The sequence below is a fragment of the Microbacterium sp. genome (genome assembly GCF_035556355.1).
Classification (GTDB): domain Bacteria; phylum Actinomycetota; class Actinomycetes; order Actinomycetales; family Microbacteriaceae; genus Microbacterium.
This window is the reverse complement of record NZ_DATMFG010000021.1, coordinates 35,897-58,613: the sequence shown is the minus strand read 5'-3', so window position 1 is coordinate 58,613 and position 22,717 is coordinate 35,897. Positions and strand designations below refer to the sequence as shown.

The 22,717-nt window shown below is 69.5% G+C and carries 23 protein-coding genes; 7 read left to right on the top strand and 16 right to left on the bottom strand.

Annotation, left to right across the window (positions count from 1 at the left end; translation table 11 throughout):
* Nucleotides 1-6: 6 nt before the first annotated feature.
* The 4 genes from VNR19_RS04825 to VNR19_RS04810 all read right to left on the bottom strand — a co-directional run bounded on the left by VNR19_RS04825 (nt 7) and on the right by VNR19_RS04810 (nt 5,078).
* The gene (locus VNR19_RS04825) at nt 7-1,464 is read right to left on the bottom strand and encodes an aldehyde dehydrogenase (protein ID WP_325724446.1); all 1,458 of its coding nucleotides are present in this window, start codon (nt 1,462-1,464) and stop codon (nt 7-9) included.
* 74 nt (nt 1,465-1,538) lie between these two features.
* Nucleotides 1,539-2,615 carry an extracellular solute-binding protein gene (locus VNR19_RS04820; RefSeq protein WP_325724444.1) on the bottom strand — a complete coding sequence of 359 codons (1,077 nt, stop codon included), beginning with the start codon at nt 2,613-2,615 and terminating at the stop codon, nt 1,539-1,541.
* 421 nt (nt 2,616-3,036) lie between these two features.
* Entirely contained in the window at nt 3,037-3,951 is a 915-nt protein-coding gene (locus VNR19_RS04815) for an SMP-30/gluconolactonase/LRE family protein (protein WP_325724442.1), read from the bottom strand.
* 2 nt (nt 3,952-3,953) lie between these two features.
* Nucleotides 3,954-5,078, bottom strand: coding sequence for a M24 family metallopeptidase (locus VNR19_RS04810; RefSeq protein ID WP_325724440.1), 1,125 nt, complete (start codon nt 5,076-5,078; stop codon nt 3,954-3,956).
* Nucleotides 5,079-5,212: 134 nt separating this feature from the next.
* On the opposite strand from VNR19_RS04810, the gene VNR19_RS04805 reads away from it, so the two are divergent.
* Together VNR19_RS04805 and VNR19_RS04800 are read left to right on the top strand one after the other, a co-directional pair.
* Nucleotides 5,213-5,767: a flavodoxin domain-containing protein gene (locus VNR19_RS04805; protein ID WP_325724438.1), complete on the top strand. Its 555-nt coding sequence runs from the start codon at nt 5,213-5,215 to the stop codon at nt 5,765-5,767.
* A gap of 15 nt (nt 5,768-5,782) precedes the next feature.
* Nucleotides 5,783-6,484 (top strand): hypothetical protein, encoded by a 702-nt coding sequence (locus tag VNR19_RS04800; protein ID WP_325724436.1) that lies wholly within the window; start codon nt 5,783-5,785, stop codon nt 6,482-6,484.
* 2 nt (nt 6,485-6,486) lie between these two features.
* Here VNR19_RS04800 and VNR19_RS04795 read toward each other — a convergent pair whose 3' ends face one another.
* The gene (locus tag VNR19_RS04795; RefSeq protein WP_325724434.1) at nt 6,487-7,872 is read right to left on the bottom strand and encodes an MBL fold metallo-hydrolase; all 1,386 of its coding nucleotides are present in this window, start codon (nt 7,870-7,872) and stop codon (nt 6,487-6,489) included.
* Nucleotides 7,873-7,988: 116 nt separating this feature from the next.
* On the opposite strand from VNR19_RS04795, the gene VNR19_RS04790 reads away from it, so the two are divergent.
* From VNR19_RS04790 to VNR19_RS04770, 5 genes are all read left to right on the top strand, one after another.
* Nucleotides 7,989-9,173 (top strand): FAD-binding domain, encoded by a 1,185-nt coding sequence (locus VNR19_RS04790; protein WP_325724432.1) that lies wholly within the window; start codon nt 7,989-7,991, stop codon nt 9,171-9,173.
* Nucleotides 9,174-9,181: 8 nt separating this feature from the next.
* A complete protein-coding gene (locus VNR19_RS04785) occupies nt 9,182-9,799 on the top strand; it encodes a TetR/AcrR family transcriptional regulator (protein WP_325724430.1) in 618 nt (205 codons plus the stop codon).
* 107 nt (nt 9,800-9,906) lie between these two features.
* A complete protein-coding gene (locus VNR19_RS04780; RefSeq protein ID WP_325724428.1) occupies nt 9,907-10,269 on the top strand; it encodes a YciI family protein in 363 nt (120 codons plus the stop codon).
* Nucleotides 10,270-10,457: 188 nt separating this feature from the next.
* Complete coding sequence (locus VNR19_RS04775; RefSeq protein ID WP_325724426.1) at nt 10,458-12,149, top strand: vWA domain-containing protein; 1,692 nt, start codon at nt 10,458-10,460, stop codon at nt 12,147-12,149.
* Between the two features lie 172 nt (nt 12,150-12,321).
* Entirely contained in the window at nt 12,322-13,413 is a 1,092-nt protein-coding gene (locus VNR19_RS04770) for an AAA family ATPase (protein ID WP_325724424.1), read from the top strand.
* Between the two features lie 78 nt (nt 13,414-13,491).
* Here VNR19_RS04770 and VNR19_RS04765 read toward each other — a convergent pair whose 3' ends face one another.
* The 11 genes from VNR19_RS04765 to fliP form a co-directional block, all read right to left on the bottom strand.
* Entirely contained in the window at nt 13,492-13,803 is a 312-nt protein-coding gene (locus VNR19_RS04765) for an HU family DNA-binding protein (RefSeq protein ID WP_325032827.1), read from the bottom strand.
* 204 nt (nt 13,804-14,007) lie between these two features.
* Nucleotides 14,008-14,394 (bottom strand): flagellar assembly protein FliW, encoded by a 387-nt coding sequence (locus VNR19_RS04760; protein WP_325724422.1) that lies wholly within the window; start codon nt 14,392-14,394, stop codon nt 14,008-14,010.
* A complete protein-coding gene (gene flgL, locus VNR19_RS04755) occupies nt 14,391-15,278 on the bottom strand; it encodes a flagellar hook-associated protein FlgL (RefSeq protein WP_325724420.1) in 888 nt (295 codons plus the stop codon). Before flgL ends, VNR19_RS04760 begins: the two co-directional genes overlap by 4 nt.
* A gap of 16 nt (nt 15,279-15,294) precedes the next feature.
* Nucleotides 15,295-16,701, bottom strand: a complete 1,407-nt coding sequence (gene flgK / locus VNR19_RS04750; protein ID WP_325724418.1) for a flagellar hook-associated protein FlgK — start codon at nt 16,699-16,701, stop codon at nt 15,295-15,297.
* Between the two features lie 7 nt (nt 16,702-16,708).
* Nucleotides 16,709-17,173: a flagellar export chaperone FlgN gene (gene flgN, locus VNR19_RS04745; RefSeq protein ID WP_325724416.1), complete on the bottom strand. Its 465-nt coding sequence runs from the start codon at nt 17,171-17,173 to the stop codon at nt 16,709-16,711.
* A gap of 120 nt (nt 17,174-17,293) precedes the next feature.
* Nucleotides 17,294-17,542, bottom strand: coding sequence for a carbon storage regulator CsrA (gene csrA / locus VNR19_RS04740; protein WP_325724414.1), 249 nt, complete (start codon nt 17,540-17,542; stop codon nt 17,294-17,296).
* An 81-nt stretch (nt 17,543-17,623) separates the two neighbouring features.
* On the bottom strand, nt 17,624-19,690 hold the full coding sequence (locus tag VNR19_RS04735) for a flagellar biosynthesis protein FlhA (RefSeq protein ID WP_325724412.1): 2,067 nt from the start codon (nt 19,688-19,690) through the stop codon (nt 17,624-17,626).
* A 46-nt stretch (nt 19,691-19,736) separates the two neighbouring features.
* Nucleotides 19,737-20,840, bottom strand: a complete 1,104-nt coding sequence (locus VNR19_RS04730) for an EscU/YscU/HrcU family type III secretion system export apparatus switch protein (RefSeq protein WP_325724410.1) — start codon at nt 20,838-20,840, stop codon at nt 19,737-19,739.
* Nucleotides 20,837-21,598 carry a flagellar biosynthetic protein FliR gene (locus VNR19_RS04725; protein WP_325724407.1) on the bottom strand — a complete coding sequence of 254 codons (762 nt, stop codon included), beginning with the start codon at nt 21,596-21,598 and terminating at the stop codon, nt 20,837-20,839. Before VNR19_RS04725 ends, VNR19_RS04730 begins: the two co-directional genes overlap by 4 nt.
* Nucleotides 21,595-21,873 carry a flagellar biosynthesis protein FliQ gene (gene fliQ / locus VNR19_RS04720; protein ID WP_325724405.1) on the bottom strand — a complete coding sequence of 93 codons (279 nt, stop codon included), beginning with the start codon at nt 21,871-21,873 and terminating at the stop codon, nt 21,595-21,597. The genes VNR19_RS04725 and fliQ overlap by 4 nt, the downstream gene beginning before the upstream one ends.
* Nucleotides 21,870-22,697 carry a flagellar type III secretion system pore protein FliP gene (fliP, locus tag VNR19_RS04715; RefSeq protein WP_325724403.1) on the bottom strand — a complete coding sequence of 276 codons (828 nt, stop codon included), beginning with the start codon at nt 22,695-22,697 and terminating at the stop codon, nt 21,870-21,872. The genes fliQ and fliP overlap by 4 nt, the downstream gene beginning before the upstream one ends.
* Nucleotides 22,698-22,717: the final 20 nt, after the last annotated feature.

The window sequence follows — 22,717 nt, the reverse complement described above, 5'->3', positions numbered from 1 at the left end:
GCGCGGTCACGCGACGCCCGCCTCCGGCGAGACATCGATCCAGACCGACTTGGTCTCGGTGAAGTCGAGGACCGCGTCGAAGCCGTTCTCGCGGCCTATGCCGCTGTGCTTGTACCCGCCGAACGGGACATTGAACGAGAGTTTCCGGTAGGTGTTGACCCACACGCTCCCGGCACGCAGCGCGGCCGCCGTGCGGTGGGCGCGCTTGACGTCACGGGTCCACACACCCGCCGCGAGTCCGTAATGCGTGTCGTTCGCGAGCGCGATCGCGTCGTCATCCGCGTCGAACGGAATGACCGACAGCACCGGTCCGAAGATCTCGTCGCGCGCGATGTCCATGTCGTTGCGGACGTCCGTGAAGATCGTCGGCTCGATGAAGCACCCAGTCGCGGGCTCGGCCGGGCGCCGCCCGCCGACCACGAGCTGCGCCCCCTGGCGCACTCCACTCTCCACGTAGTGCTCGATCTTCTGCAGCTGCGCCTCGAACGCGATCGGCCCCATCTCGGTCGTATCGAGCAGCGGGTCTCCCAGGCGCATCGTCCGCGCGCGGTCGGCGAGTCGGGCGATGAGCTCGTCGTGCACCGAGCGGTGGACGAGCAGGCGCGAACCGGCGGTGCAGACCTGGCCGGATGCCGCGAAGATGCCGCCCACGATGCCCTCGACGGTCGTGTCGAGGTCGGCGTCGTCGAACACGATGCTCGGGGACTTGCCCCCGAGCTCGAGCGTCACAGGCGCGAGGTGTCCGGCGGCGGAACGCATGACCTCCATGCCCGTGGCGGTCGATCCGGTGAAGGCGATCTTCGCCACGCCTTCGTGGGCGCTGAGCGCCGCACCGACGTCGCCGAACCCGGTCACGACGTTGAAGACGCCGGCGGGGAACCCCGCCTGCTGCACGAGCTCGCCGAGCATGAGCGTCGTCACCGGCGTCTGCTCGGCGGGCTTGGCGACGAAGGTGCACCCCGCCGCGAGCGCCGGCGCGAGCTTGAAGGTCAGGACGAGCAGGGGGGCGTTCCACGGGAGGATCGCGCCCACCACGCCGATCGGCTCACGGCGCGTGTAGATGAGGAATGAGGGGTCCGCCGAGGGGATGACCGACCCCTGCACTTTGTCGGCCGCGCCCGCGAAGTACCGATACCAGTCCGGAAGCTGCGCGATCTGGGCGCGGTTCTCACGCAGGAGCCGGCCGTTGTCCTTCGACTCGGCGACCGCGAGCCCCTCGACGTTCTCCTCGATGAGATCGGCCAGCCGGTGGATGAGCTTGCCTCGTGCCGTCGGCGTGAGCCGGCCCCACTCGCCGTCGAGCGCCTCCTCGGCCGCACGCACCGCGCGATCCACGTCGTGTTCGGTCGCCAGCGGCACCTCCGCCCACACCTCACCTGTGAAGGGGTTGACACTCGGGAATGTCGCGCCGTCGAGGGCGTCGACCGAGCCGTCGCCGATGAGCATCTTGTGGCTGATGGGCATGCGGGAGTTCTCCGTTCCGCGCGTGCCCCGCCATCAGATGACGGGGCCACGCGCAGGTCGACTGCGGATCAGGCTCAGCGGAAGAGCTCGTTCCACTTGGCCGTGTACTCTTCCCACCACTCGAGGTCGAGAACTCGCTCGGAGTCGAGAAGCTGCACGTTCGACGAGGCGCCGATCGTGTCGGGCTGCACCGCGCTGAGCGGCGTGGCACCGCCGTGGGCGGTGGCGCGCTGACCCTCCTCCGATGCGAAGAAGTCGAGGAACACCTGCGCCGCGTTCGGGTTCTTGGCCGACTCGACCGCCATGAACACGTTCGGCACGCCCCAGACCGGGTCCGGCACAACGTACTCGATCGGCGCGCCCTCCTCCTTGCGCACCGACATGTCGGCGGCGGAGACGAACATGCCGATAGCGATCTCGCCGGCCAGCAGGCCCTCCTGCATCGCGAGCGCACTGGCATAGACGGTCGGCTTCTGCTTCGCGAGCTTCTCGAGGTAGCCGTCGCTCGTACTGTCTTCGAGGAACTGGTACCAGTCGGCGTGGATGGCGATGATCGCGGGGTCGACGACGCCGATCGCCCCGTCGCCGTACGCGGGGTCGAGGAGGTCTTCGTAGCTCTCGATCTCGCCGTTGAACAGCTGCGTGTTCCAGCCGACGACCAGGAGGCCGAGCGGCGAGAGGATCAGCTTGTCGTCACGGATCCAGTCGCTCTCAACCCACTCGGGGTCCTCGAACGAGGGCCCTTCGAGGTCGGTGAACCAGTCGCCCTCGGCGAGCTTCTCCTCGAGCCACGCGAAGTTCACGGACGTAACTACATCGGCGCCCTCGGCGCCCGTCGCGTGCTCTGCCTCGAGCGCCGCCGTCATGTCGGCGGTTCCGATAACGCGGACGTCGACCTTGATCTCTGGGTATTTCTCCTCGAACGCGGCCTTGAGCCCCTCGCGCGCTGTCTCCGGTGCAACGGTGTACCAGACGACCTTGCCCTCTTCCTTCGCCGCCTCGACGACGGCCTCCCACTCGGGGTCGACGGGACCGTCGCTCGGCGCCGAAGTCTGCGCTGCCCCGCCACTGGTGCTGGAGCAACCCGCGACGAGCGCGAGCGCCGCAACCATGCCCGCGATCCCCATCCACGTACGCCTGCGTGATCTCATGCTGTGATTCCTTTCCTGGACTGCATCGTCATGACCGGCCCCGTCGCCGATACCAAAGGTCTCCGTAATAATTGAAATACTAATAATCTATTGCGAATAAGGCAAGCATCCGATGCCGCGGCATCCGCTGCCCGCCGAGGGGTGGCGCCCCGGCGTGTTCCACCACTGACCGCGCACCGCGGCGTCCGCCGAACGACCCCTCCGGCCGCTGTCAGGGTCGCGGAGGGAGGTGTAGGTTCGCTAGCACCTCACGGGAGGAGGTCGCGGTGGTGGTCGACGATCCTGCCCTGGGGCTCGTCCTCGGCGGCGGTGGGGCCTTCGCTGCCGCCCACGTCGGCGCGTTGCAGGTGATGGCCGACCGCGGTCACGCTGGGAGCGGGCGGAATCGCGCGCTGCGGGTGAAAGCGGGCTCAGCCGACGGTCACGCGCCCGCTCGGGAGCTTCGCCCGTTCCAGAGGTACGGCGGATTGCCGCGCACGCCCGGCCTGGCGGTGAACAGTCGCCCCGACAGCGGGCTGGCTCGCAGCTGCTCGGCGGTCAGGTGCTCGGTCGCCGTCGTGATGACGAGGGTGTCGAGCTCCGGACCGGCGAACTGGACGCACGATGTGTGCGGAGCCGGGACGTCGATCCGCGCGACGATTCGTCCGGCCGGCGAGATGCGCAGGACGCACCCCTCGCCCCACATCGCGACCCACAGGTGGTCCTCGGCATCCGTCGTCATCCCGTCGGGGGCGCCGTGCTCGAACCGCGCGAAGAGCTCACGCCGGCCGGTCGCTCCGGTGGCGGCGTCGTAGTCGCGCACGTGGATGCGCTTGCTCCACGTGTCGATGCTGTAGAAGCGCCCGCCGTCCGTCGACCACGCGAGCCCGTTCGAGAGTGTGAGGTCGTCGTCGAGCACGGTCACCTCGTCGCCGTCGACCCGCATCAGCAGCTCTCCACCCGGGCCCAGTGTGCCGACGACGAAACGCCCCCGCGGGTCCGGCTTGCCGTCGTTGAAGCGACGCTCGTCCCCCGAGATGAGCTCCACCCCCGCGCGGATCACTCCGTCCGCCGAACGGAAGTAGAGGCGGTGCCTTCCTGCGACGACGAGCTCACCCCTCTCCGCGACCGCGACCGCTCCGGCCGTATCCGGGAAGTCGTACCGCTCGTCGGCCTGAATGGTGCCGTCTGCGCGCAGGCGACCCGAGTGCACGGTGCCGTTCATGATGTCGACCCACAGGATCCTCTCGCGGATGCCGTCCCACACCGGCCCCTCGGAGAGGTAGTGCGAGTCATCGGTCGCGAGCCGTGCTGTGCCGGCCGAGGGCACATCCTCGTAGTGATGCGTCACCGGCATGGTCACTCGACGACGACCAGTTCGCGCGTCGTGTTGTTCAGGCGCCGCCCGCCGTTCTCCGTGACCGTGACGATGTCCTCGATGCGCACGCCGAACCGCCCCGCGAGGTAGATGCCCGGCTCGATCGAGAAGCACATGCCGGGCACCATCGGGCGCTCCTCCCCCTCGACCATGTACGGCGGCTCGTGGGTGGTCATGCCGATCCCGTGACCGGTCCGATGGATGAAGTCGTCGCCGTGACCCGCATCCGTGATGACCCCGCGAGCGACGCGGTCGATCTCCTGGCACGCGACGCCCGGCTGCACCGCCTCGAACGCGGCCTCCTGGGCCGCACGGACGATGTCGTGCACCTCGCGCATCTGCGCGGCGGGCTCGCCGACCGCGACGGTGCGCGTCGTGTCGGAGCCGTACCCGTGCATGAGTCCGCCGAAGTCCATCACGACCATGTCGCCTTCGGCGATCGTGCGCTCGCCCGCCTCGTGGTGCGGGTTCGCGCCGTTCGGACCCGACGCGACGATCGTGAAGTCGACCTGTTCGTGGCCGAAGTCGCGCAGCAGCCGTGCGAGGTCGGCCGCGACGTCCGTCTCCCTCCTCCCTGCGAACGAGACGTTCAGGATCTCTTCGAACGCGGCATCCGCGGCGCACCCCGCCGCCTCGAGGCGCGCGAGCTCGTTGGCGTCCTTCACCGCACGGAGCATGGGGAGCCGCTCGGTGATCGCGTAGTACCGCGTGCCGGCGACCCGACGTTGCAGCCCGAGAAGGTGCATCGCCCACGTCGAATCCGAGACGGCGTATTGCGCTCCGGGCCGCAGCAGCTCGGCGGCGACGTCGTAAGGGTCCTGCCCGTCGCGCCAGTCGCTGATCGAGAGCGCCGATGCGCCCACCGCGGAGTCCAGGTCAGGTCGCTCGAGCGTGGGCACGAGCATCCGCGGTTCGGCGTCGGTGCTGAGCACGAGCAGCGTCAGCCGCTCGGTGATCGCGGTGGGGCTGTAGCCCGTGAGCCACAGCAGGTCCGGTCCGGGGGTCACCAGCAGGCCGTCGAGCCCCTCCGCGACGGCGTCCTCCACGGCGCGCTCCATGCGCGTTCGGAAGTCGTCGGTGGTGAACGGGGCGGGAGCGGCGGTCATCGCGCACCTCCTTCGGTGTGGGTCGACGCTGCCGGTCAGGATACGCGTGACCGCGGGACCTTCGTACCTCGTCCCCGGGCGGCGCCCGCCTACAGTGAATCGCTGAGGTTCCGACCGATGGAGGGGGAACGACCATGAAGATCCTGGTGGCCTACGCGAGCAAGTACGGCGCGACGCAGGGCATCGCCGAGCGACTCGGCGACCGTCTCGGCGAGCGCGGGCATGAGGTGAGCGTCCGCTCGTGCATGGACATCGACGACGCATCCGGGTTCGACGCGTACGTCGTGGGCTCGGCGGTCTACGCCTTCAACTGGCGCAAAGGCGCGAGGAAGTTCGTCGAGCGTCACGCTGCCGAGCTCTCCGCCCACCCCGTCTGGCTCTTCGCCAGCGGTCCGCTCGGCACGGACGTCGTCGACAAGGACGGCAAGGACGTCCTGAAGGAGGCGGAGCCGAAGCAGTTCGCCGAGTACGAGGGACTGCTGGGTCCGCGTGGCAAGAAGGTGTTCCGCGGCGCGTACGACCACGAGCAGCTGCGCGGCGCCGACCGGATGGTCGTGTGGATGCCGGCGATTCGCGACCTGCTGCCCAACGGCGACTTCCGCGAGTGGGATGAGATCGACGCGTGGGCGGATGCGATCGCCGACGAGCTCGCCACGCCTGTGGCATCCGCCGAAAGAGCGCGGACCTGAGACGGAGGCAGGACGATGAGACGCCTCTCCGTCCAGATCGGCTTGGGCGTGCTGATCCTCGTCGCGGGGACGCTGCTCCTGCTCGAGGCGACCGGCGTGCTGACGACTCCCCCGGTCGTGTGGGCCGCCCTCCTGGCCGCGGGCAGCGGGGTCTTCTGGTGGGTGTTCTTCGCCGACCGGCCCGCGTGGTGGGCGGCGCTCCCCGGCGCAGCGCTGGCGGGTGCGGCGGTCGCCACGATCCTGCAGCTCGACACCGCCGTCAGCGGAGGGGCCGAAGTGCCGTTCTTCGGCGCGCTCAGCATCGGGTTCTGGGCGGTGTACCTCCGCGGCACCGCCAGATGGTGGGCGATCATCCCGGCCGGCGCGCTCCTGACGATCGCCGTCGTCGCAGGCGTGACGGGCATCGTGGGCGCGTCGGTGGCCGGTGCGATCTTCCTGTTCGGGCTCGCGACCACGTTCGCGCTCGTGGCGCTGCTGCCCGGCGGCGCGCGGCGTCGCACATGGGCGTGGGTCCCGGCCGCGGCCCTCACTCTCGCCGGGGTCCTCATCCTCTTCGGGGCGGGCGAGTGGTTCGTCGTCCTCAACTACGTGTGGCCGATGCTGGTCATCGCGGCCGGCGTGTTCGTGCTCTGGCGGGCGCTGCGAGGCGGCCGGGACTCGGAGGTTCGTGAGGTGACCGGGTCCGACGGGCGGGTGTCCGAAGACACGCAGCGCTGAGCTCAGATCCGCACCGTCTCGAGGTGCTCGGGCACGCGGGCGCGCCAGCCGAGCTGCCGTTGCAGGCGAGCGCGCAGCGCGTCGGCCGCGTCGCGCTCACCGTGCACGGGGTAGACGATGTCGGGCGGCACGTCGACCGCGGCGAGCCAGTCGTACAGTTCGTCGGCATCCGCATGCGCCGACATCCCGTCGATCGACACCACCTCGGCGCGGATCGGAACGTCGTTGCCGAAGATCCGCAGCGAGGTCGCGCCGCCCAGCAGCGCGGATCCGCGCGTGCCGCCCGCCTGGTAGCCGACGAGCACGATCGCGTTGCGCTTGTCTCCGGCGTAGGCGGCGACGTGGTGGAGGATCCGCCCGCCCGTGAGCATGCCGCTCGCAGACAGGATGACCATGGGCCCGCCGCGCAGGTTCAGGAGCTTCGACTCGTCGACATCGTGGACGAGGTTCGCGAGCTCGTACATCCGCCGGAATCGCTGCGGGTCGACGCGGTGCTCGCGGGGGTACCGCTGATAGATGCCCGCGGCGTCGATCGCCATCGGGCTGTTGAGGAACACCGGCACATCCGGAACGCGACCGCTGTCGATCAGGCGCGACAGGTGGTACAGCACCGTCTCGGTGCGTCCGACGGCGAACGCAGGGATGAGCACGACCCCGCCGCGCTTGACCACGCGGCCCACGACGTCGGCGAGCACATCCTCGGGGTCGATCGTCGGATGGCTGCGGTCGCCGTAGGTGGACTCCGTGACGAGCACGTCCGCCGGCTCGAGCGGGCGCGGCGGCTGCATGATCGGGTCGTGCGGGCGGCCGAGGTCACCCGTGAACCGCACGGAGCGCCCGCCGACCTCGACGCGCACGCCCGCCGCACCGAGGATGTGGCCGGCAGGCACGAAGGTGAACCGGATGCCCCTCCCCACGTCGTGCGGAGTGTCGAAGTCGACGCGCACGAAGCTCGCGAGCGACCGCTCGGCGTCCTCCGCCGTATACAACGGAAGCGGCTTGGCGTGCTTGGAGTATCCGCGGCGCTCCGCGCGCTTCGCCTCCTCCTCGGCGAGGTAGCCGCTGTCGGGCAGCATGATCCCGGCCAGGTCCGTCGTGGCCGGCGTCGCGTACACCGGGCCGTCGAACCCGTCGCGCACGAGGGCGGGCACGTATCCCGAGTGGTCGAGGTGGGCGTGCGTGAGCACGACGGCGTCGATCGAATCGGGCGGCACGGGGAAGGGCGCGCGATTGCGCTCGCGCAGCACCTTGTAGCCCTGGAACATCCCGCAGTCGACGAGCACGCGCGTCGACTCGAACTCGATGAGGAACCGCGAGCCCGTCACGGAGTCGGCGCCGCCCAGGAACCGCAGGGTCGGAGTCGCGCCGGGTCCCGGCTGACCGCTCATGCGCACATCCTCGCACGCCGGGCGACGCCGAGGAATCGACGGGCACCTCTGGCGCGACGCACGCGACGGTGGAACTATTAGACCAGTGGTCGAACCGTTGGTCTAGAAGGTGTGACGTGAGGATCCTCATCGCGGGGGCAGGTATCGCCGGGCCCACGCTCGCATACTGGCTGCTGCGCACGGGGCACGAGCCGACGCTCGTCGAACGCGCGCCCCACTTGCGCGAGGGCGGGTACGTCGTCGACTTCTGGGGCACGGGCTTCGATGTGGCCGAGCGCATGAGCATCGTCCCGCGACTGATGGACGAGGGGTATCACGTCCGCGAGATGCGTGAAGTGTCGCGCACCGGTCGACGGATCGCGCACCTGGATCCGGTGCGCGTGATCGAAGGCGCCGCGGGCGGGCGCTACGTCACCGTCGGCCGATCCGAGCTCTCGCGAGCCGTCTACTGCGCGATGGAGGGCAGCGCAGAGACGATCTTCAGCGACTCGGTCCAGACCCTCGACGACGACGGCACCCGCGTGCGGGTTCGGTTCGAAAGCGGGGTGGAGCGCGAGTTCGACCTCGTCGTCGGTGCGGACGGACTGCACTCCCGCATCCGCTCGCTCTCGTTCGGCCCCGAGAAGCAGTACGAGCGCTACCTCGGGATCACCGTGGCCGCCTTCGACCTCGAGGGCTACCGACCGCGCGAGGAGCTCATCGCGGTGACTCACACCGAGGTCGGTGCGCAGATGCTGCGATTGGCACTGCACGACGACGCCACCATGTTCTGCTTCATCTTCCGGCACGAGGGCGACGTCCCGATCGACGATGTGGGCGAGCAGCAGTCGTTGCTGCGGCGTCGACTCCGCGGAATGGGCGGCGACGTTCCCGGCGTCCTCGAGCAGATGCCGCGGGCGCGCACGTTCTACATGGATCGGGCGAGCCAGATCCGGATGCCGCAGTGGTCGAAGGGCCGCGTCGCGCTCATCGGCGATGCGGCGGCTTGCCCGTCGCTGCTCGCGGGCCAGGGATCCGCGTTGGCGATGGTCGAGGCGTTCGTCCTCGCGTGCGCGCTCCACGAGACGGATGGCGACCACCGGGCGGCGTTCAGCTCCTACGAGGATCGACTGAAGAGGGTGGTGGGCGACAAACAGGATGCGGCGATCGGACTCGGTTCGGCGTTCGCCCCGCGCAATCGCGCGCAACTCTGGCTCCGGGCGGCAGTCATCGGCCTCATGGGCGTCCCGCTCGTGTCGCGGCTCGCGATGGGACGAAGTCTGCGCGATCCGATCGAGCTCCCGCCGACGCCGAACGGTTGAATGGTCGCATGCCGCGCCCGCGCTTCCACCGACTCGCCGACGAGCAGCAGACGAGGATCCTCGACGCCGCTCTCGACGAGTTCGCGGCCCACGGCTATCGCGGGGCGTCCTTGAACCGCATCATCTCGAACGCCGGGGTCTCCAAAGGCTCGATGTACTACTACTTCGACGACAAGGAGGACCTGTACACGCACGTCATCCGTGATGGTCTGCAGCAACTGCTCGCCGAGGGCGGCGGCGTGCCGCTCCCCGCCCGCACCGACCCCGATGCCTTCTGGGCATCGCTGGAGTCGCAGTGCCTGCACCTCATGCGCAGGCTCGCCGCCTCTCCGCGGCTCGGCGCCGTGCTGCGCGACTGGCTGTCCGGCGCGGGGACCCCCGCGCTGAGATCCGCGCAGCACGAGGCCGAGCAGGAGGCGATGCCTTGGCTCACCGAGACGCTCGCGACGGGTCAGGCGATCGGCGCTGTGCGCACCGACCTGCCCCCGGGCCTCATCATCGCCCTGGCCATGGGCATGGGGAAGGCGATGGACACCTGGCTCATCACGAGTCCACCCGACGACGAAGGGCTCGAGAACGCAGTGCGCGCCCTCATGAGCACCATGCGGCGGGCGCTCCAGCCCTGACCGACCAGGCGGTCGAAGACGAACGCGCAACCGCATGTCGATTCCGGTCGGTCCCGTTCGACGCTTCAGTGAGGGCGTCCACCGCGCCCCGACGAGAGGATCGACCGATGAACGAGTACTTCTTGACCATGCCCCACGACTCCGAGACGGAGCCCACCATGGCCTCGATGCAGGAGAGCGACCCCGATGCGCTCGCCGCGGTGATCGCCGCGGTCGAGGAGTTCAACACCGCACTGAAGGAGTCCGGCGTGTGGCGCTACGCAGGCGGACTCCACCCGCCGTCGACCGCCAAGACCGTCGACGCGTCGTCGGGCGACGTGCGCGTGCTCGACGAGCCGTTCGTGCAGGCGCCCGCGTACGTGGGCGGATTCTGGGTGATCGAGGCGTCCGACGAGGCGACCGCGATCGAGTGGGCCGCGCGCGCTTCGCGCGCCGTGCAGTCGCCCGTCGAGGTGCGTGCGCTGCAGTAACCGCGAGCACATCGACCAGGCGGGATGGATGCCGCACGGAGTCCCGGGGGCGGGAGAGCGTCTTTTCGGGTCTCGGCGACCGTCGCCTAGACTCCCCTGGAGTCTCCCCCAGACGGACGACCCCGTCCCCAGGTACGACGCCGTCTCCCCAGTAGCGGGCTCCCCACCCGCCGTTCATCGGAGTGCATGTGGTCCGAATGCAGCCGAGCACCGATACCGCCGGCATCCGCACGCGCGCGGCCGCCCGTGCGCAGCAGCGGCGCCGGCGCTCGATCATCCTCCTGAGCATCACCGGCGCCCTCGTCGTCGCGCTCGTCGTCGTGCTGAGCGTCGTGTTCATCCGCGGGGCCGCCGGCGAGTCCGGCCAGCCGCAGGAACCCGCAGTCGCGGGTGACTGCCTGCCCGCGAGTCTCGACATCACGGCCGACCCGGTGGTCGCCGGCGCGCTCGAGGCGATCGTCGCCGACATGGCGGGCGATCGCTCCGACTGCCCGGAGACGACCATCACGACTGAAGACAGCGCGGTCACCGCGGCCGCCCTGGCGCAGGGAACCGCTCTGGAGTTCGATGTATGGGTCCCCGACTCGTCGATGTGGCCGGCGCGCGTCTCCAGCCAGCGCGAGCCGGCGGGCGCGGATGCCCCGGAGCTCATCGTCAGCGATCCCATCGCGAGCACGCCGGTGGTCTTCGCGGCGACCGACCCCACCGCGCGTGCCCTCGGCGCCGAAGCCGGGTTCGCAAGCCTCGCCCAGGGTGCGGTCGCGGCCGTGCTGCCCGACCCGTCGTCGGCGTCGGCGAGCGCCGCGGCCCTGCTCGCGCTGCAGACCGCGGTCGGCGGCGACGCACGCGCGTTCACCGGTCTCGTACTCGGCCTCGACGCCGAGGCCGTGGTTCCCACGACGGGCGACGCGCTGGCCGCGGCATCCGCTGCGGCCTCGCCCACCGTCGCCATCACGACCGAACAGGCCCTGTACGCCGACAGCGACGCCGCTCCGCTGGTGCCGATCTACCCCGTGGACGTGAAGCCCACCGTGACGGTGTCGCTGGTGACGGTCGCGGATGCCGCAGGCGACACTCTCGAGGCCGTCGACGCGCTCACCGCGGCGGTCGCCGACGCGAGCGACCTGCTGGCCGAGCACGGCCTGCGTGCCGCCTCGGGTGCGCCGCTCACGGACGGTGGCGGCGCCCCGAGCGTCGCGACCGAGCCCACGGACGGTGCGAACCAGGCCGAGGCGCTGCGCACGTGGGAGGTCCTGACTGCTCCGTCGCGCATGTTGGCACTCAACGACGTTTCGGGATCGATGTCGCAGCCGGCGACGGGCGACATGAGCCGGATAGACCTGTTCGAGCAGGCAGCCGTGCGCGCGATCGACTCGATGTCGGATGAGTCCTCGCTCGCCATCTGGGTGTTCTCGAGCCGCCGGAGCGGCGGACAGGACTGGGAGGAGATCGTGCCCTTCGGATCGCTCGGCGCCCCGGCGCACAAGCAGCTCACGATCGACACGGCGAACTCGCTCGACCGCTTCGTGGGCGGAGGGACCGGACTCTACGACAGTGTCCTCGCGGCGGTGAAGTACATGCGCGAGACGTACGTGCCCGGGCAGGTGAACCTGGTCCTGCTCAACACCGACGGCTACAACGAGGAGGACGACGGCCTCGACCTGCCCGGCCTCCTCGCCGAGCTCGAGAAGCTGCGGGATCCGTCGAAGCCGGTCGCGGTGATCGCGATCGGCTACGGTCCCGATACCGACCAGGCCGCGTTGGAGCAGATCGCCGCCGCCACAGACGGTGCGGCGTATCAGGCGCTGCAGCCGACCGACATCGGCTCGGTGCTCGTCGACGCGACCACCCAGCGAGGCTGTCGCCCGAACTGCGGCTAGCCGCACGACCGCTCATGGGCGTCATCCGGCCCGCCTGTTTCTCCTCGTTTCGCAGGATTTCCGCAAGTTCACCTCAACACTCCCAGCGGAAAATGCAAACTCCCTCGGCTCCCGATACTTTTGTCTCCGGACCGGTAGATGAGAGTTTCATGAGAATCGAGAGAGATCGCTCGTGGCAAGTACATACGTTGAGACAGGCACTCGCATCCGCGTCTACGACTCCTCGGTCAAGACGCACGCGTCGCTTCCGCTCGGCACGTACCGCGTTCACTTCGACGGGAAGGAAGGCTTCAGCCTCCTGAGGGTCGAGAACCTCACCGCCGGCGGCGAGCGCGTCTACGGACAGCGCGAGCAGAAGGTCGAGAAGATCTTCCGCTCCTACGAGCGCACCGATCGCAGCCTGGGCGTGCTGCTGTCGGGTGACAAGGGCCAGGGCAAGTCGCTGTTCCTGCGCATGGTCGGGCAGGAGGCGATCGCCCGCGGCATCCCGGTGGTGCTCGTGACGCAGGACGCCGACGGCATCGCCGACTTCCTCGACAGCCTCGAGGAGTGCCTGATCATCTTCGACGAGTTCGAGAAGATCTTCCCGAACGGACGCCAGCTCCACCACGGCGAGGTGAACCGGCAGCACCAGTTCCTCTCGCTGTTCGACGGCATGTCGCAGGTGAAGCGCATCTACTGCGTCACCGTGAACGACGTGCACGATGTGAGCCAGTACATCGTCAACCGGCCGGGCCGATTCCACTACCACATGCGGTTCGACTACCCCGGACCCGACGAGGTCCGCCAGTACCTCACCGATCAGGCGCCTGAGGCCCCGGCATCCGAGGTCCAGAGCGCCGCGCTGTTCTCGCGCCGCGTCCGACTCAACTACGACCATCTGCGGGCGATCGCGTTCGAGCTCAACAACCCGACGGCGCAGTTCTCCGAGATCGTCCACGACCTCAACATCAAGGCCATCGAGCCCAGCCACTACCGGGTCGAGGCGAAGTTCGCCGACGGCAGCTGTCTCGCCGGCGAGACGGCGCTCAACCTGTTCGAGCGCGTCCACGACACCCGCACGCTCGAGCTGCGGAACAAGCAGCGGTCGCTGTACATCTCGTTCCTCCCGCGCGACCTCGTGTTCGAGGAGGACGGGTCGATCCAGCTCCCGCTCCACAAGACGGACATCCTCGACGAGTACGACGAGACTCCCGACGACCTGCCGGTGAGCGTGTCGCTCACGCTCGTCGGGCACAACACCTACGCGTTCGACGCGTTCTGAGACCGGCCGGGGGGCTGAAGAGGCCCCGGGATCTCTCCCGGGGCCTCTTCGTGGTTGCGGCTTGTGGCTGTGCCGTCGTCAGGAACCGGCGACGCTCCGGTTGACCGCGCGTGTCGCCGAGAACTTCAGCACCGTGTAGTCGTCGATCTGGGTGGAGCCGTCACCGTCCGCGAACCGCACGCGGTGACCCTTGTGCTCCTGCGGATAGAACTTGCCGAATCCCGTGAGCGTGACCTTGTTCCCCTTCGAGACCAGGTCGATCAGCTCCTCGATGAACGCGTCGTAGACCTGCTGCGTGACCCCCAGCGGGAGCTTGCCGCGCCGCGCGACGCGCTGCACGAACTCCCTCTTGCTCACACGCCCCTGCTCGAGCCCTGCAATCGTGCTCATTCTTGCCATCCCCTGCTGCTCGCCGATGCGAGCGGTACGTGAGCCCCGGAAAACTCAACCCAGACCGGGACTCTGTCCACTTGAACGACGTGCCGTCGTCAGCATGCGGTCACGTCCTCTTCCGAGGATACCGCGTCGATGGCAAAGTTCGCTGGTAAAGGTGGTGATGCGTGGTTTTTACCTCGTTTATCACCGCATCCGTTGTCAAGGGGCGACGAGCGGCGCCCGCAACGGATAGCTCTGGTCGTCGAGGATCACCTGGGCGGCGCATCCGGTCTCGCGGTGGATGACGATCGGCGCGCGCAGGTTGACGCAGACGCCGTCATCGGCCGGATTGGCGACGACGAACACGCGCACGTCGGAGTCGCGTGCGGCCCCGATCAGATCACGGATGCCGTCGGTCAGCTGCGGGCGATAGCCGAAGTCGCCCGACAGCACGTCGAGCACGAACAGCCGCACCGCCTCTGATCTCGCGCGCAGCGCGTACAGCCCCTCGGCGCCGTCGATGCGGTCGAGCGTGAACAACGTGAGCGGCGCGAGCCCGAACGGCGGCGATGCGAACTCGACGACGGCCGCGGTGCTCATGCTCATCGCAGGAACTCCAAGAGGTTGGTCTGCAGAGCGCGGGCGGTCACCTGCAGTGCGGACTGGAACGTGAGCTCGGCCGACTGGAGCCGGATGAGCACCTCGAGGCTGTCGACGTCCTCGACTTCGGCCCGGCGAGCCTCGAGATCGACCGAGACGGCGAGGTTCTGCGCGGAGGCGCGCTCGATCCGGGACTGCTGCGCGCCGGTCGCACCGCGCGCCGCGATCATGCTCTCGAGGCGCGCGTCGATGTCGCCGAGCCTCGACCCGATCTCGCCGCCCGCTCGCAACTCGGCGGCGATGTCGTTCAGCATTGCGAACACGCTCGTCGCCCCCTCGCCGAACGCGTCCGCGCCGTCGCTGTCGACGCGCACCGTCTCGTTGTCGCCGATCCGCCGCTGCACACCGCTCCCCGTCGTGCCGTTGAAGGTGAAGGTCCCCGGTTCGAAGGCCCGGCCCGCATCGCTCGTGCCGGCGAAGACGCTGCGCCCCGCGAGCGTCGTGTTCGCCTGTGCGAGCAAGCCGGCGCTGATGCTCTCCAGCTCGGCCGCGATCGCGTCGCGGGCCGCGGGGCTCATCGCGCCGGAGTTCGCGCCTTGCACGACGAGGTCGCGAGCACGGTTGAGCAGATCGATGCCGGCGCCGAGCGCCGTGTCGACGGTCGTCACCCACGCCATCGCATCGTTGAGGTTGCGGGCGTACTGCGCGACGCGCGCCTGCTCGCTGTGGACTCCGAGCGCGCTCGCTGCGGCGGCGGGGTCCTCGCTCGGCGTCCGGAATGCGCGCTGCGACGTGGCCTGGTTCATCAGCCGATCCCTCTGGGCGAGATTCGCCTGGAGGGTGTGAAGCGTCTGCTGGGTCATCGTGCTGCTGGTGATCCGTCCGATCATCGTGGCTCCAGGACGATCAGCGGCCGACGAGGCCGGTTCGGTTGATGAGGATGTCGAGCGCCTCATCCATCGCGGTGAGCACGCGGGCGGACGCCTGGTAAGCGGTCTGGTACGTGAGGAGGCTTATCGTCTCCTCGTCACCGTCGACCGACGCGGTCGACTGCTGCGCAGCGATCGCGGCGACAGCGCCCGTGTCGGCGATGTCGGCGCGGTGCAGGTCGCCTGCGACCGAGACGCCGAAGCCGGTGACGAACGTCGACCACGTCGCGCTCGGCCCCGAGGCGGACATGCTCAGCGCGCTGATCCGGTCGGCGATCGTCGTATCGAGCGGACCCGCGCCCGGCGCACCCAGGGCCAGGTCCGCGATGCCGTCCGGCACGACGCTCAATCCGAGAGCCGCGGGGCCTGCCGGGTCCAGCGCGAAGAAGTCGCCGCCCGGAACGCCGGCCGACGTCTCGCCCGTGCGATGGATGTCGTTCACCGCCGTCGCCAGCTCGCCGGCCACCCGGTTGTAGGCCGCTGCCACAGCCGCGAGCGAGCCTCCGTCGTACTCCGGCGCGAGCGCGCTGATCGTGCCGCCGACAGTGCCGCCGGTCACCGCCACCGCGATGTCGGGGCGATCCGCCCACGCGACGGTGATGCGGCCCCCGTCGGCGATGTCGACCGGGCCGGCCACGACGAGGGCGCGGGCGCGATCTCCCGACACCAGCGCGTTGCCGTCGACGCGCACCGTGAGCGTGCCGTCCGTCTCGGCGGTGGCCGTCGCGCCGACCGTCGTCGACAGCTGCTGGACGATCAGGTTGCGCTGGTCGATCAGCTCGTTCGCGTTGCGCCCGGACTGCACCGCGTCGCGGATCTGCCCGTTGAGCACCGCGACCTGTTCGGCTGCAGCGTTCACATCGGAGATCTGGCGGTCGACCTGCTGACGCAGACCGGACCACTGGTTCGCAACCGACTGGTATCCCGCGGCGATCTGTCCCACGAGCACGCGGGCGTTCGTGATCACGACGTGGGCGGCCGCAGCATCCGGATCGTTGGCGAGATCGGACCACCCGGCCCAGAAGCGGTCGAGGGTCGCAGCCAGACCGTCCTCGGTCGGTTCGGCCATCGCGGCCTCGACCTGGCTCGCAGCGGTCGCGCGTGCCCTCCAGAAGCCCGAGGCCGACAGCGCGTCCCGCACACGCGCGTCGAGCACCTCGTCACCGAGCCGCGCGATCGCGGTCACGCCGACTCCGCCGCCGACGGCGAGCACCGAAGGCCACAGGCCGGTCAGACCGGGCGCCGGAACAGGCGTCTGCTCGACGCGCTGTCGGGTGTAGCCGACCGTGGTCTGGTTCGCGATGTTCTGGCCCGTGACGTTCATCCCCGTCCGGGCTGCGGCGAGGCCGGATTCGGCGAGACGGATGCCGGAGAAGGTGGACACGGTCGCCTCACACCCTCGTGTCGAGGAGTCGGGAGCCGCTGCCGTCGCGGACGACGTCACCGGACTGGTCGTACTCTCCGGTGGGCACGCCCAGGCCTGCGATCGTCTCCTGCGTGACGCGGAGCGCCGTGCGCAGACGCTGCTCGTTGAGCTTCTTCAGCTCGCCGATCTCGGCGGCAAGGCCCAGCATGGCCTCGAGGTGCCCGCTCAGCACCTCGCGCCACGCGCAGCTCGGCGCGGCGTCGATGAGCTCGCGCAGGGTCGTGGCATCCGGAACACCCCACTCGTCGGCGACCGCCACCACAAGGGTGTCGCGCGTGAGTGCGGTCACGGGCATCGCGGCGAGCACGCGCTCGATCTCGCTCACGGTCTGCGGAATCCACCGCGTCCTCCCGGTCGCCAGGAGCATCTGCTGCACGTCGAGTTTGAACAGCAGCAGCTCGAGCATCTCGCGCTCTCGCATCAGATGCATGCTCAGCTCATGAGCGGACACGGGCGGTCACCTCGTCGGGTCGAAGTCTGGCGACGGGGTCGCCCGTCACGTGCACGACTATCGCGACAGCGCACATCCGACGTAACCGCCCGCCGGCCGTCACTCCGTCTCCGACCGGCGTCCCAGCGCGTTCAGCAGCGCGTTCTCGGCCGCTTCGTCGGAGGAGGACTGCACGGCGCCGCGGTTCTCGTCGCTCACCGCCACGACGATCTCGGCCCGGTGGATGCCCTTGTCGCGCGGCGCGTCGATGCCGACGCGCACTCCGCCGGGGGTCACACCCAGGATCGTGACGGTGATGTCATCGCCGATCAGGATGCTCTCGCCGGCTCGTCGCGTGAGTACAAGCATGTCCGCCCTCCATGGCGTGAGCGCGCCGCGCTCGTCCTGAGATCACCATAGACCATATCCGCTGATATACGAGTGGAATCGTCACGGATTGACACCTGGAAGCGCGGGTTGCGACAACCGGACCACTCCGACGACGTCGGTGGCGAAGCCGCCCGCCGCGGCTTCGTCGTACGACAGCACGGGCAGCCCTCGCACCTGCGTCGCGACCATTCTGCGCACGGCCTGCCGCAGCGACGGCGCGCACACGAGGATCGGTTCCGGACCCGATCGGTCCAGTTCGTCCACGGTGCGACGGATGCTGTCGAGGAGGTCGAGCGTGGCATCCGGTGCCAGCACGATCTGCGGCTGGCCGTCGACGACCCGCATGCCCTCGAGAAGCTGCTGCTCGAGCAGCGGATCGAACATCACGACGCGGATCCGCCCCTCTTCGGCGAAGCGCGCGGCGATCGCAGGCCCGAGCGCGGTGCGCGCGGCCTCGATGAGCATCGGGGTCTCGGTCGTCGTCTTGCCCCGCAGCACGAGCGCCTCGAAGATCCGGGCCAGGTCGACGATCGGCACGCGCTCGGCGAGCAGTCCCGCCAGCACCTTCTGGATGCCCGCGAGCGACAGCACGGCCGGCGTGAGCTCCTCGACCGTCGCGGGATGCGTCTGCTTCAGGTGCTCCGTGAGCTGCCGGACGTCTTCGAGCGAGAGCAGCCGGTCGGCCTGCGCCTGCACGAGGTCGGAGAGGTGCGTGATGATGACGCTCGCGCGGTCGATCACGGTCGCGCCGGCCATGTCTGCCGCGTGCGACATCTCGGCCGGCACCCACTTGCCCTCGAGCCCGAAGACCGGATCCGTGACGCGCCTGCCGGGCAGCTGGTCCAGGTCGGCGCCGATCGCGAGCACGTGTCCGCGCGGCACGCTCCCCCGGCCCGCCTCGACGCCGGCGATGAGGATCGCGTAGGTCTCGGCGGGGAGCTCGACATTGTCGCGCGTCCGCACCGGCGGCATGATGATGCCGAGCTCGAGCGCCAGCTTGCGCCGCAGCGACTTCACCCGAGTCAGGAGGTCGCCCGCGCCGCCCGCGGCGAGGTCGATGATGTCCGGCGCGAGCGAGATCTCGAGCGGATGCACGCGCATGCGGTCCATGAGCTCGTCGGGGCCCTCGGCCGCGGCATCCGCCGATTCGGTCGCCTGCGCTTCTGCCGCCTCCGCCGCCTTGCGCGCGCGGTTCGCCCTCACGCGGGCCGCCGCGAACAGCAGCAGGCCGCCGATCGCGAGGAACGCCAGGAACGGCATGCCTGGGATGAGCCCCATCGCGATGGCGGCGAGGCCCGTGATGAGCAACGCGTTGCGCGACTGCATGAGCTGGCGACCCGCCGCCTGCCCGATCTCGGACTCGGTGTTCTCGCGCGTCACGATCATGCCGGTCGCGACCGCCATGAGCAGCGCCGGGATCTGGGTGACGAGGCCATCGCCGATGGTCAGGATGCTGTAGTTCTGCAGGGCATCCGCCATGTCCATGCCGCGCTGGGCCATGCCGATGATGATGCCGCCGACGAAGTTGATGGCGACGATGACGATCCCCGCGATCGCGTCGCCCTTGACGAACTTCGAGGCGCCGTCCATCGCGCCGTAGAAGTCGGACTCGGCGGCCACCTCGGCGCGCCGCCGGCGGGCCTCCTCCTCGGTGATGAGCCCCGCGTTCAGGTCGGCGTCGATCGCCATCTGCTTGCCCGGCATCGCGTCGAGCGTGAACCGGGCCCCGACTTCGGCGACGCGCTCGGCGCCCTTCGTGACGACGACGAACTGGATGACGGTGAGGATGAGGAAGATCACGGCGCCGATCACGAGCGACCCGCTGATCGTGATCTGGCCGAACGCCTGGATGACCTGCCCGGCGTGCGCCTCGCCGAGGATGAGGCGCGTCGAGGCGACGTTCAGGCCGAGCCGGAAGAGCGTGGCCACCAGGAGCAGGCTCGGGAAGACCGAGAAGTCCAGGGGCTTCTTCGCGAACATCGCGGTGAGCAGGATCAGCAGCGCGAACGAGATGTTCACGACGATGAGCACGTCGAGAAGCGCGGTCGGGATCGGGACGATGAGCAGCAGGATGATCCCCACGACCCCGACGGGAACGGTCGCCTTCGACAGCAGCTGTCTGATCATGACTCTGACCTCTCGCCTCTCCTCGAACTGTGTGCGGCGGCATCCGTCATAGGCCGCGGCTCCTCATGCTCGCCGCAGGCATCGTGTGCGTGCCGCGCGCCGACCCGCGACGTTTGAGGTGCTCGATGAACGCGAGCACCTGCGCGACCGCGGTGTAGAGCTCCTCGGGGATCTCCTGCCCGATGTCGCACGCCGCGTGCAGCGCACGTGCGAGCGGGATGTCACGGATCATCGGGACGCCCGCCTCCTCGGCACGCTCGCGGATCTTCTGCGCGACGACCCCCGCGCCCTTCGCGACGATCCGCGGCGCGGACCTGCCCGGCTCGTAGCGCAGCGCGACGGCGAGGTGCGTCGGGTTGAGCAGCACGACGTCGCTGTCGCCGACGGCGGCGATCATGCGGTTGCGGCTGAGGGCGAGCTGGCGGGAGCGGCGCTGCGCGCGCACGAGCGGATCGCCCTCGCTCTTCTTGTGCTCGTCCTTCGCCTCCTTCTTCGTCATGTGGGTGTGCTTACGGTTGCGGCGCATCACGACGGCCATGTCGATCGCCGCGAGGAGCACGCCGACGACGACCGCCACCTGAAGAAGCGCGACGACCCCTTCGCCGGCTCGTTCGAGCAGCCACGCGACGTTGTGGCGCCCGCTGTCCATCAGGACGGGCACGAGGCCGGATACGACGATCCACAGCGCTGCGCCGATCGCGAGCGTCTTCAGCAGCGCCTTGACGCCCTCCCACAGCGCGCGCCGGCCGAACACCCGCTTGAGCCCCGCGACGATGTCGAACTGCTCCAGCCGCATCGTCAGTCCGCGCACGTGGACACCGCCCTGCGCGACGGCCATCGCGGTGGTCGCGAGCAGGACGACGACGAGCATCGGCAGGAGGACCCCGCCGATCGAGGCCATCGCAGCACTCAGGGCCTCGACCGCGTTCGCCCTCGTCGGCTGCCGAGCGACCTGCGCGACCCGCAGGAACTGCTCGGTCAGCACCTGTGCGGCCGCGGCGATCGTGAAAGGCATCATGATGGCGGCGGATGCGATGCAGATCCATGCCGTGAAGTCCTGGCTGCGTCCGAGCTGCCCCTTCTTGCGGGCCTCGCGGAGGCGCCGATCGGTCGCCTTCTCGGTCCGTTCGCCGGTGTCGGTGTCGCTCATCGGGTCACCCCCACGAGCGTCCGGGCGGCGTCCTGCGCGAGTGCCGCGACGACGCTCGGGAGCGCGATGTAGACCAGTCCCACGAGCGTGAGGGTCAGGAGGATCTTGAGCGGGAAGCCGATCGCGAACGCGTTCAGGGCGGGCGCGACGCGCGTGACCAGACCCAGGCCGACGTCGGCGAGCACGAGCACGATCAGCAGGGGTCCTGCGATCTGCACAGCGCTGAGCATCATCTGCCCCGCGGCGGTGATGAGGACGTCGGCGGGACGGGCGAGGTCGATCATTCCCGTCACCGGCACGGCGTCGAAGGAGCGGAGCAGTCCTGCGAGCACGAGCTGGTACCCGTCGGAGGCGAACAGCAGCGCGATCGCGGTCATCTGGAACAGCCGGGTGAACTGGGCGCCGTTGATCGCCATCCCCGGATCGAACGCCTGCGCGAGCTGGAAGCCGCCGAACGTGTCGATGAGATGGCCCGAACCCTGGATCGCGCTGAAGATCACGAGCACGAGGAACCCGAGCAGTGCGCCCGTGATCGCCTGGCCCGCGAGCGCGAGCAGGAACGCGCCCGTGTCGAGCCGTTCGTAGCCGGCCATGGCGACCGGAGACACGGCGAGCGCGAGCCCCACGCCGAGCATCGCGCGGACGCGCATCGGCACCGTCGCGTGGCTGAAGGGCGGCGCGAACACCAGGAACGCCGTGATCCGCACGCACGCGAGCGCGGTCGCCTCGAGCCACACGAAGTCGACGGGGATGTTCACGGCGCCCCACTCAGCAGCGACGGGAGCTGCGCGAAGAGGTCGTTCGTGAACGCGACGATCTCCGAGATCATCCAGTGCCCGCACACGAGCAGCGCGATCCCGACGGCGACGAGCTTCGGCACGAACGAGATCGTCATCTCCTGCACCTGGGTGATCGACTGCAGCAGCGAGACGGTGAAGCCGACGACGAGGGCGGTGACCAGCAGCGGCGCGCACAGCTTGGCGCCGACCACGAGGGCGGCCAGGCCGATGTCCATGACGGCTTCGGGGGTCATCCGCCGCTCCCGTAGGACTGCACGAGTGCCGTCACGACGAGGCCCCAGCCGTCGACGAGCAGGAACAGCAGGATCTTGAACGGCAACGAGATCATGACCGGCGGCAGCATCATCATGCCCATCGACATGAGCGCGCTCGCCACCACGAGGTCGATCACGAGGAACGGCACGAAGACGACGAACCCGATGAGGAACGCGGCCTTCAGCTCGCTGATCATGAACGCGGGGACGAGCGTGTACAGCGGGACGCTCGACGGATCGGCGGGGTTGTCCATCTGCGCCGCCCGGTGCATGAGCGCGATGTCCTCTTCGCGCGTGTAGCCGAGCATCCACTCCTTGAGCGGCACCTGCGCGAGGTCGAACGCCTGGCTGAAGTCGATCCTCCCTTCCACGAACGGCGTGACGGCGATCGCGTTGATGTCGGTGAGCACCGGCCACATGATGAACAGCGTCAGGAAGAGACTGAGCCCGGCGAGCACCTGGTTCGGGGGGATCGACGGCAGCGACAGCGCGTTCCGGGTGAGCGCGAGGACCACGAAGATCTTCGTGAAGCTGCTCATCATGAGCAGCAGCGCCGGCGCGACGCTGAGCACCGTGATGCCGAGCAGCGTCGTGATGCTCGCCGACGGCGTCCCGTCGATGCCGTTGATCGTGACGCTTCCGCCGCCGTCGTCGGCGGGCGGGGTGGCCGCGTGGACGACGGCGGCCTGAAGGAGCACGAGCACCAGCGCGACCCCGATCCCCGCGGCGACGACCGCTGCCGTTCGCCGGCTCGCGCGCGCGGCCCGCGCGGTCGGCACGACGGTCGAGACGGATGCGGGCAAGGCGGCACTCCGAAGATGGT

Coding starts and splice junctions, on each gene's coding strand:
- VNR19_RS04825 (WP_325724446.1), bottom strand. CDS start 1,464: ATGCCCATCAGCCACAAGATGCTCATCGGCGACGGCTCGGTCGACGCC.
- VNR19_RS04820 (WP_325724444.1), bottom strand. CDS start 2,615: ATGAGATCACGCAGGCGTACGTGGATGGGGATCGCGGGCATGGTTGCG.
- VNR19_RS04815 (WP_325724442.1), bottom strand. CDS start 3,951: ATGCCGGTGACGCATCACTACGAGGATGTGCCCTCGGCCGGCACAGCA.
- VNR19_RS04810 (WP_325724440.1), bottom strand. CDS start 5,078: ATGACCGCCGCTCCCGCCCCGTTCACCACCGACGACTTCCGAACGCGC.
- VNR19_RS04805 (WP_325724438.1), top strand. CDS start 5,213: ATGAAGATCCTGGTGGCCTACGCGAGCAAGTACGGCGCGACGCAGGGC.
- VNR19_RS04800 (WP_325724436.1), top strand. CDS start 5,783: ATGAGACGCCTCTCCGTCCAGATCGGCTTGGGCGTGCTGATCCTCGTC.
- VNR19_RS04795 (WP_325724434.1), bottom strand. CDS start 7,872: ATGAGCGGTCAGCCGGGACCCGGCGCGACTCCGACCCTGCGGTTCCTG.
- VNR19_RS04785 (WP_325724430.1), top strand. CDS start 9,182: ATGCCGCGCCCGCGCTTCCACCGACTCGCCGACGAGCAGCAGACGAGG.
- VNR19_RS04780 (WP_325724428.1), top strand. CDS start 9,907: ATGAACGAGTACTTCTTGACCATGCCCCACGACTCCGAGACGGAGCCC.
- VNR19_RS04765 (WP_325032827.1), bottom strand. CDS start 13,803: ATGAGCACGATTGCAGGGCTCGAGCAGGGGCGTGTGAGCAAGAGGGAG.
- VNR19_RS04760 (WP_325724422.1), bottom strand. CDS start 14,394: ATGAGCATGAGCACCGCGGCCGTCGTCGAGTTCGCATCGCCGCCGTTC.
- flgL (WP_325724420.1), bottom strand. CDS start 15,278: ATGATCGGACGGATCACCAGCAGCACGATGACCCAGCAGACGCTTCAC.
- flgN (WP_325724416.1), bottom strand. CDS start 17,173: ATGCATCTGATGCGAGAGCGCGAGATGCTCGAGCTGCTGCTGTTCAAA.
- csrA (WP_325724414.1), bottom strand. CDS start 17,542: ATGCTTGTACTCACGCGACGAGCCGGCGAGAGCATCCTGATCGGCGAT.
- VNR19_RS04735 (WP_325724412.1), bottom strand. CDS start 19,690: ATGATCAGACAGCTGCTGTCGAAGGCGACCGTTCCCGTCGGGGTCGTG.
- VNR19_RS04730 (WP_325724410.1), bottom strand. CDS start 20,840: ATGAGCGACACCGACACCGGCGAACGGACCGAGAAGGCGACCGATCGG.
- fliQ (WP_325724405.1), bottom strand. CDS start 21,873: ATGACCCCCGAAGCCGTCATGGACATCGGCCTGGCCGCCCTCGTGGTC.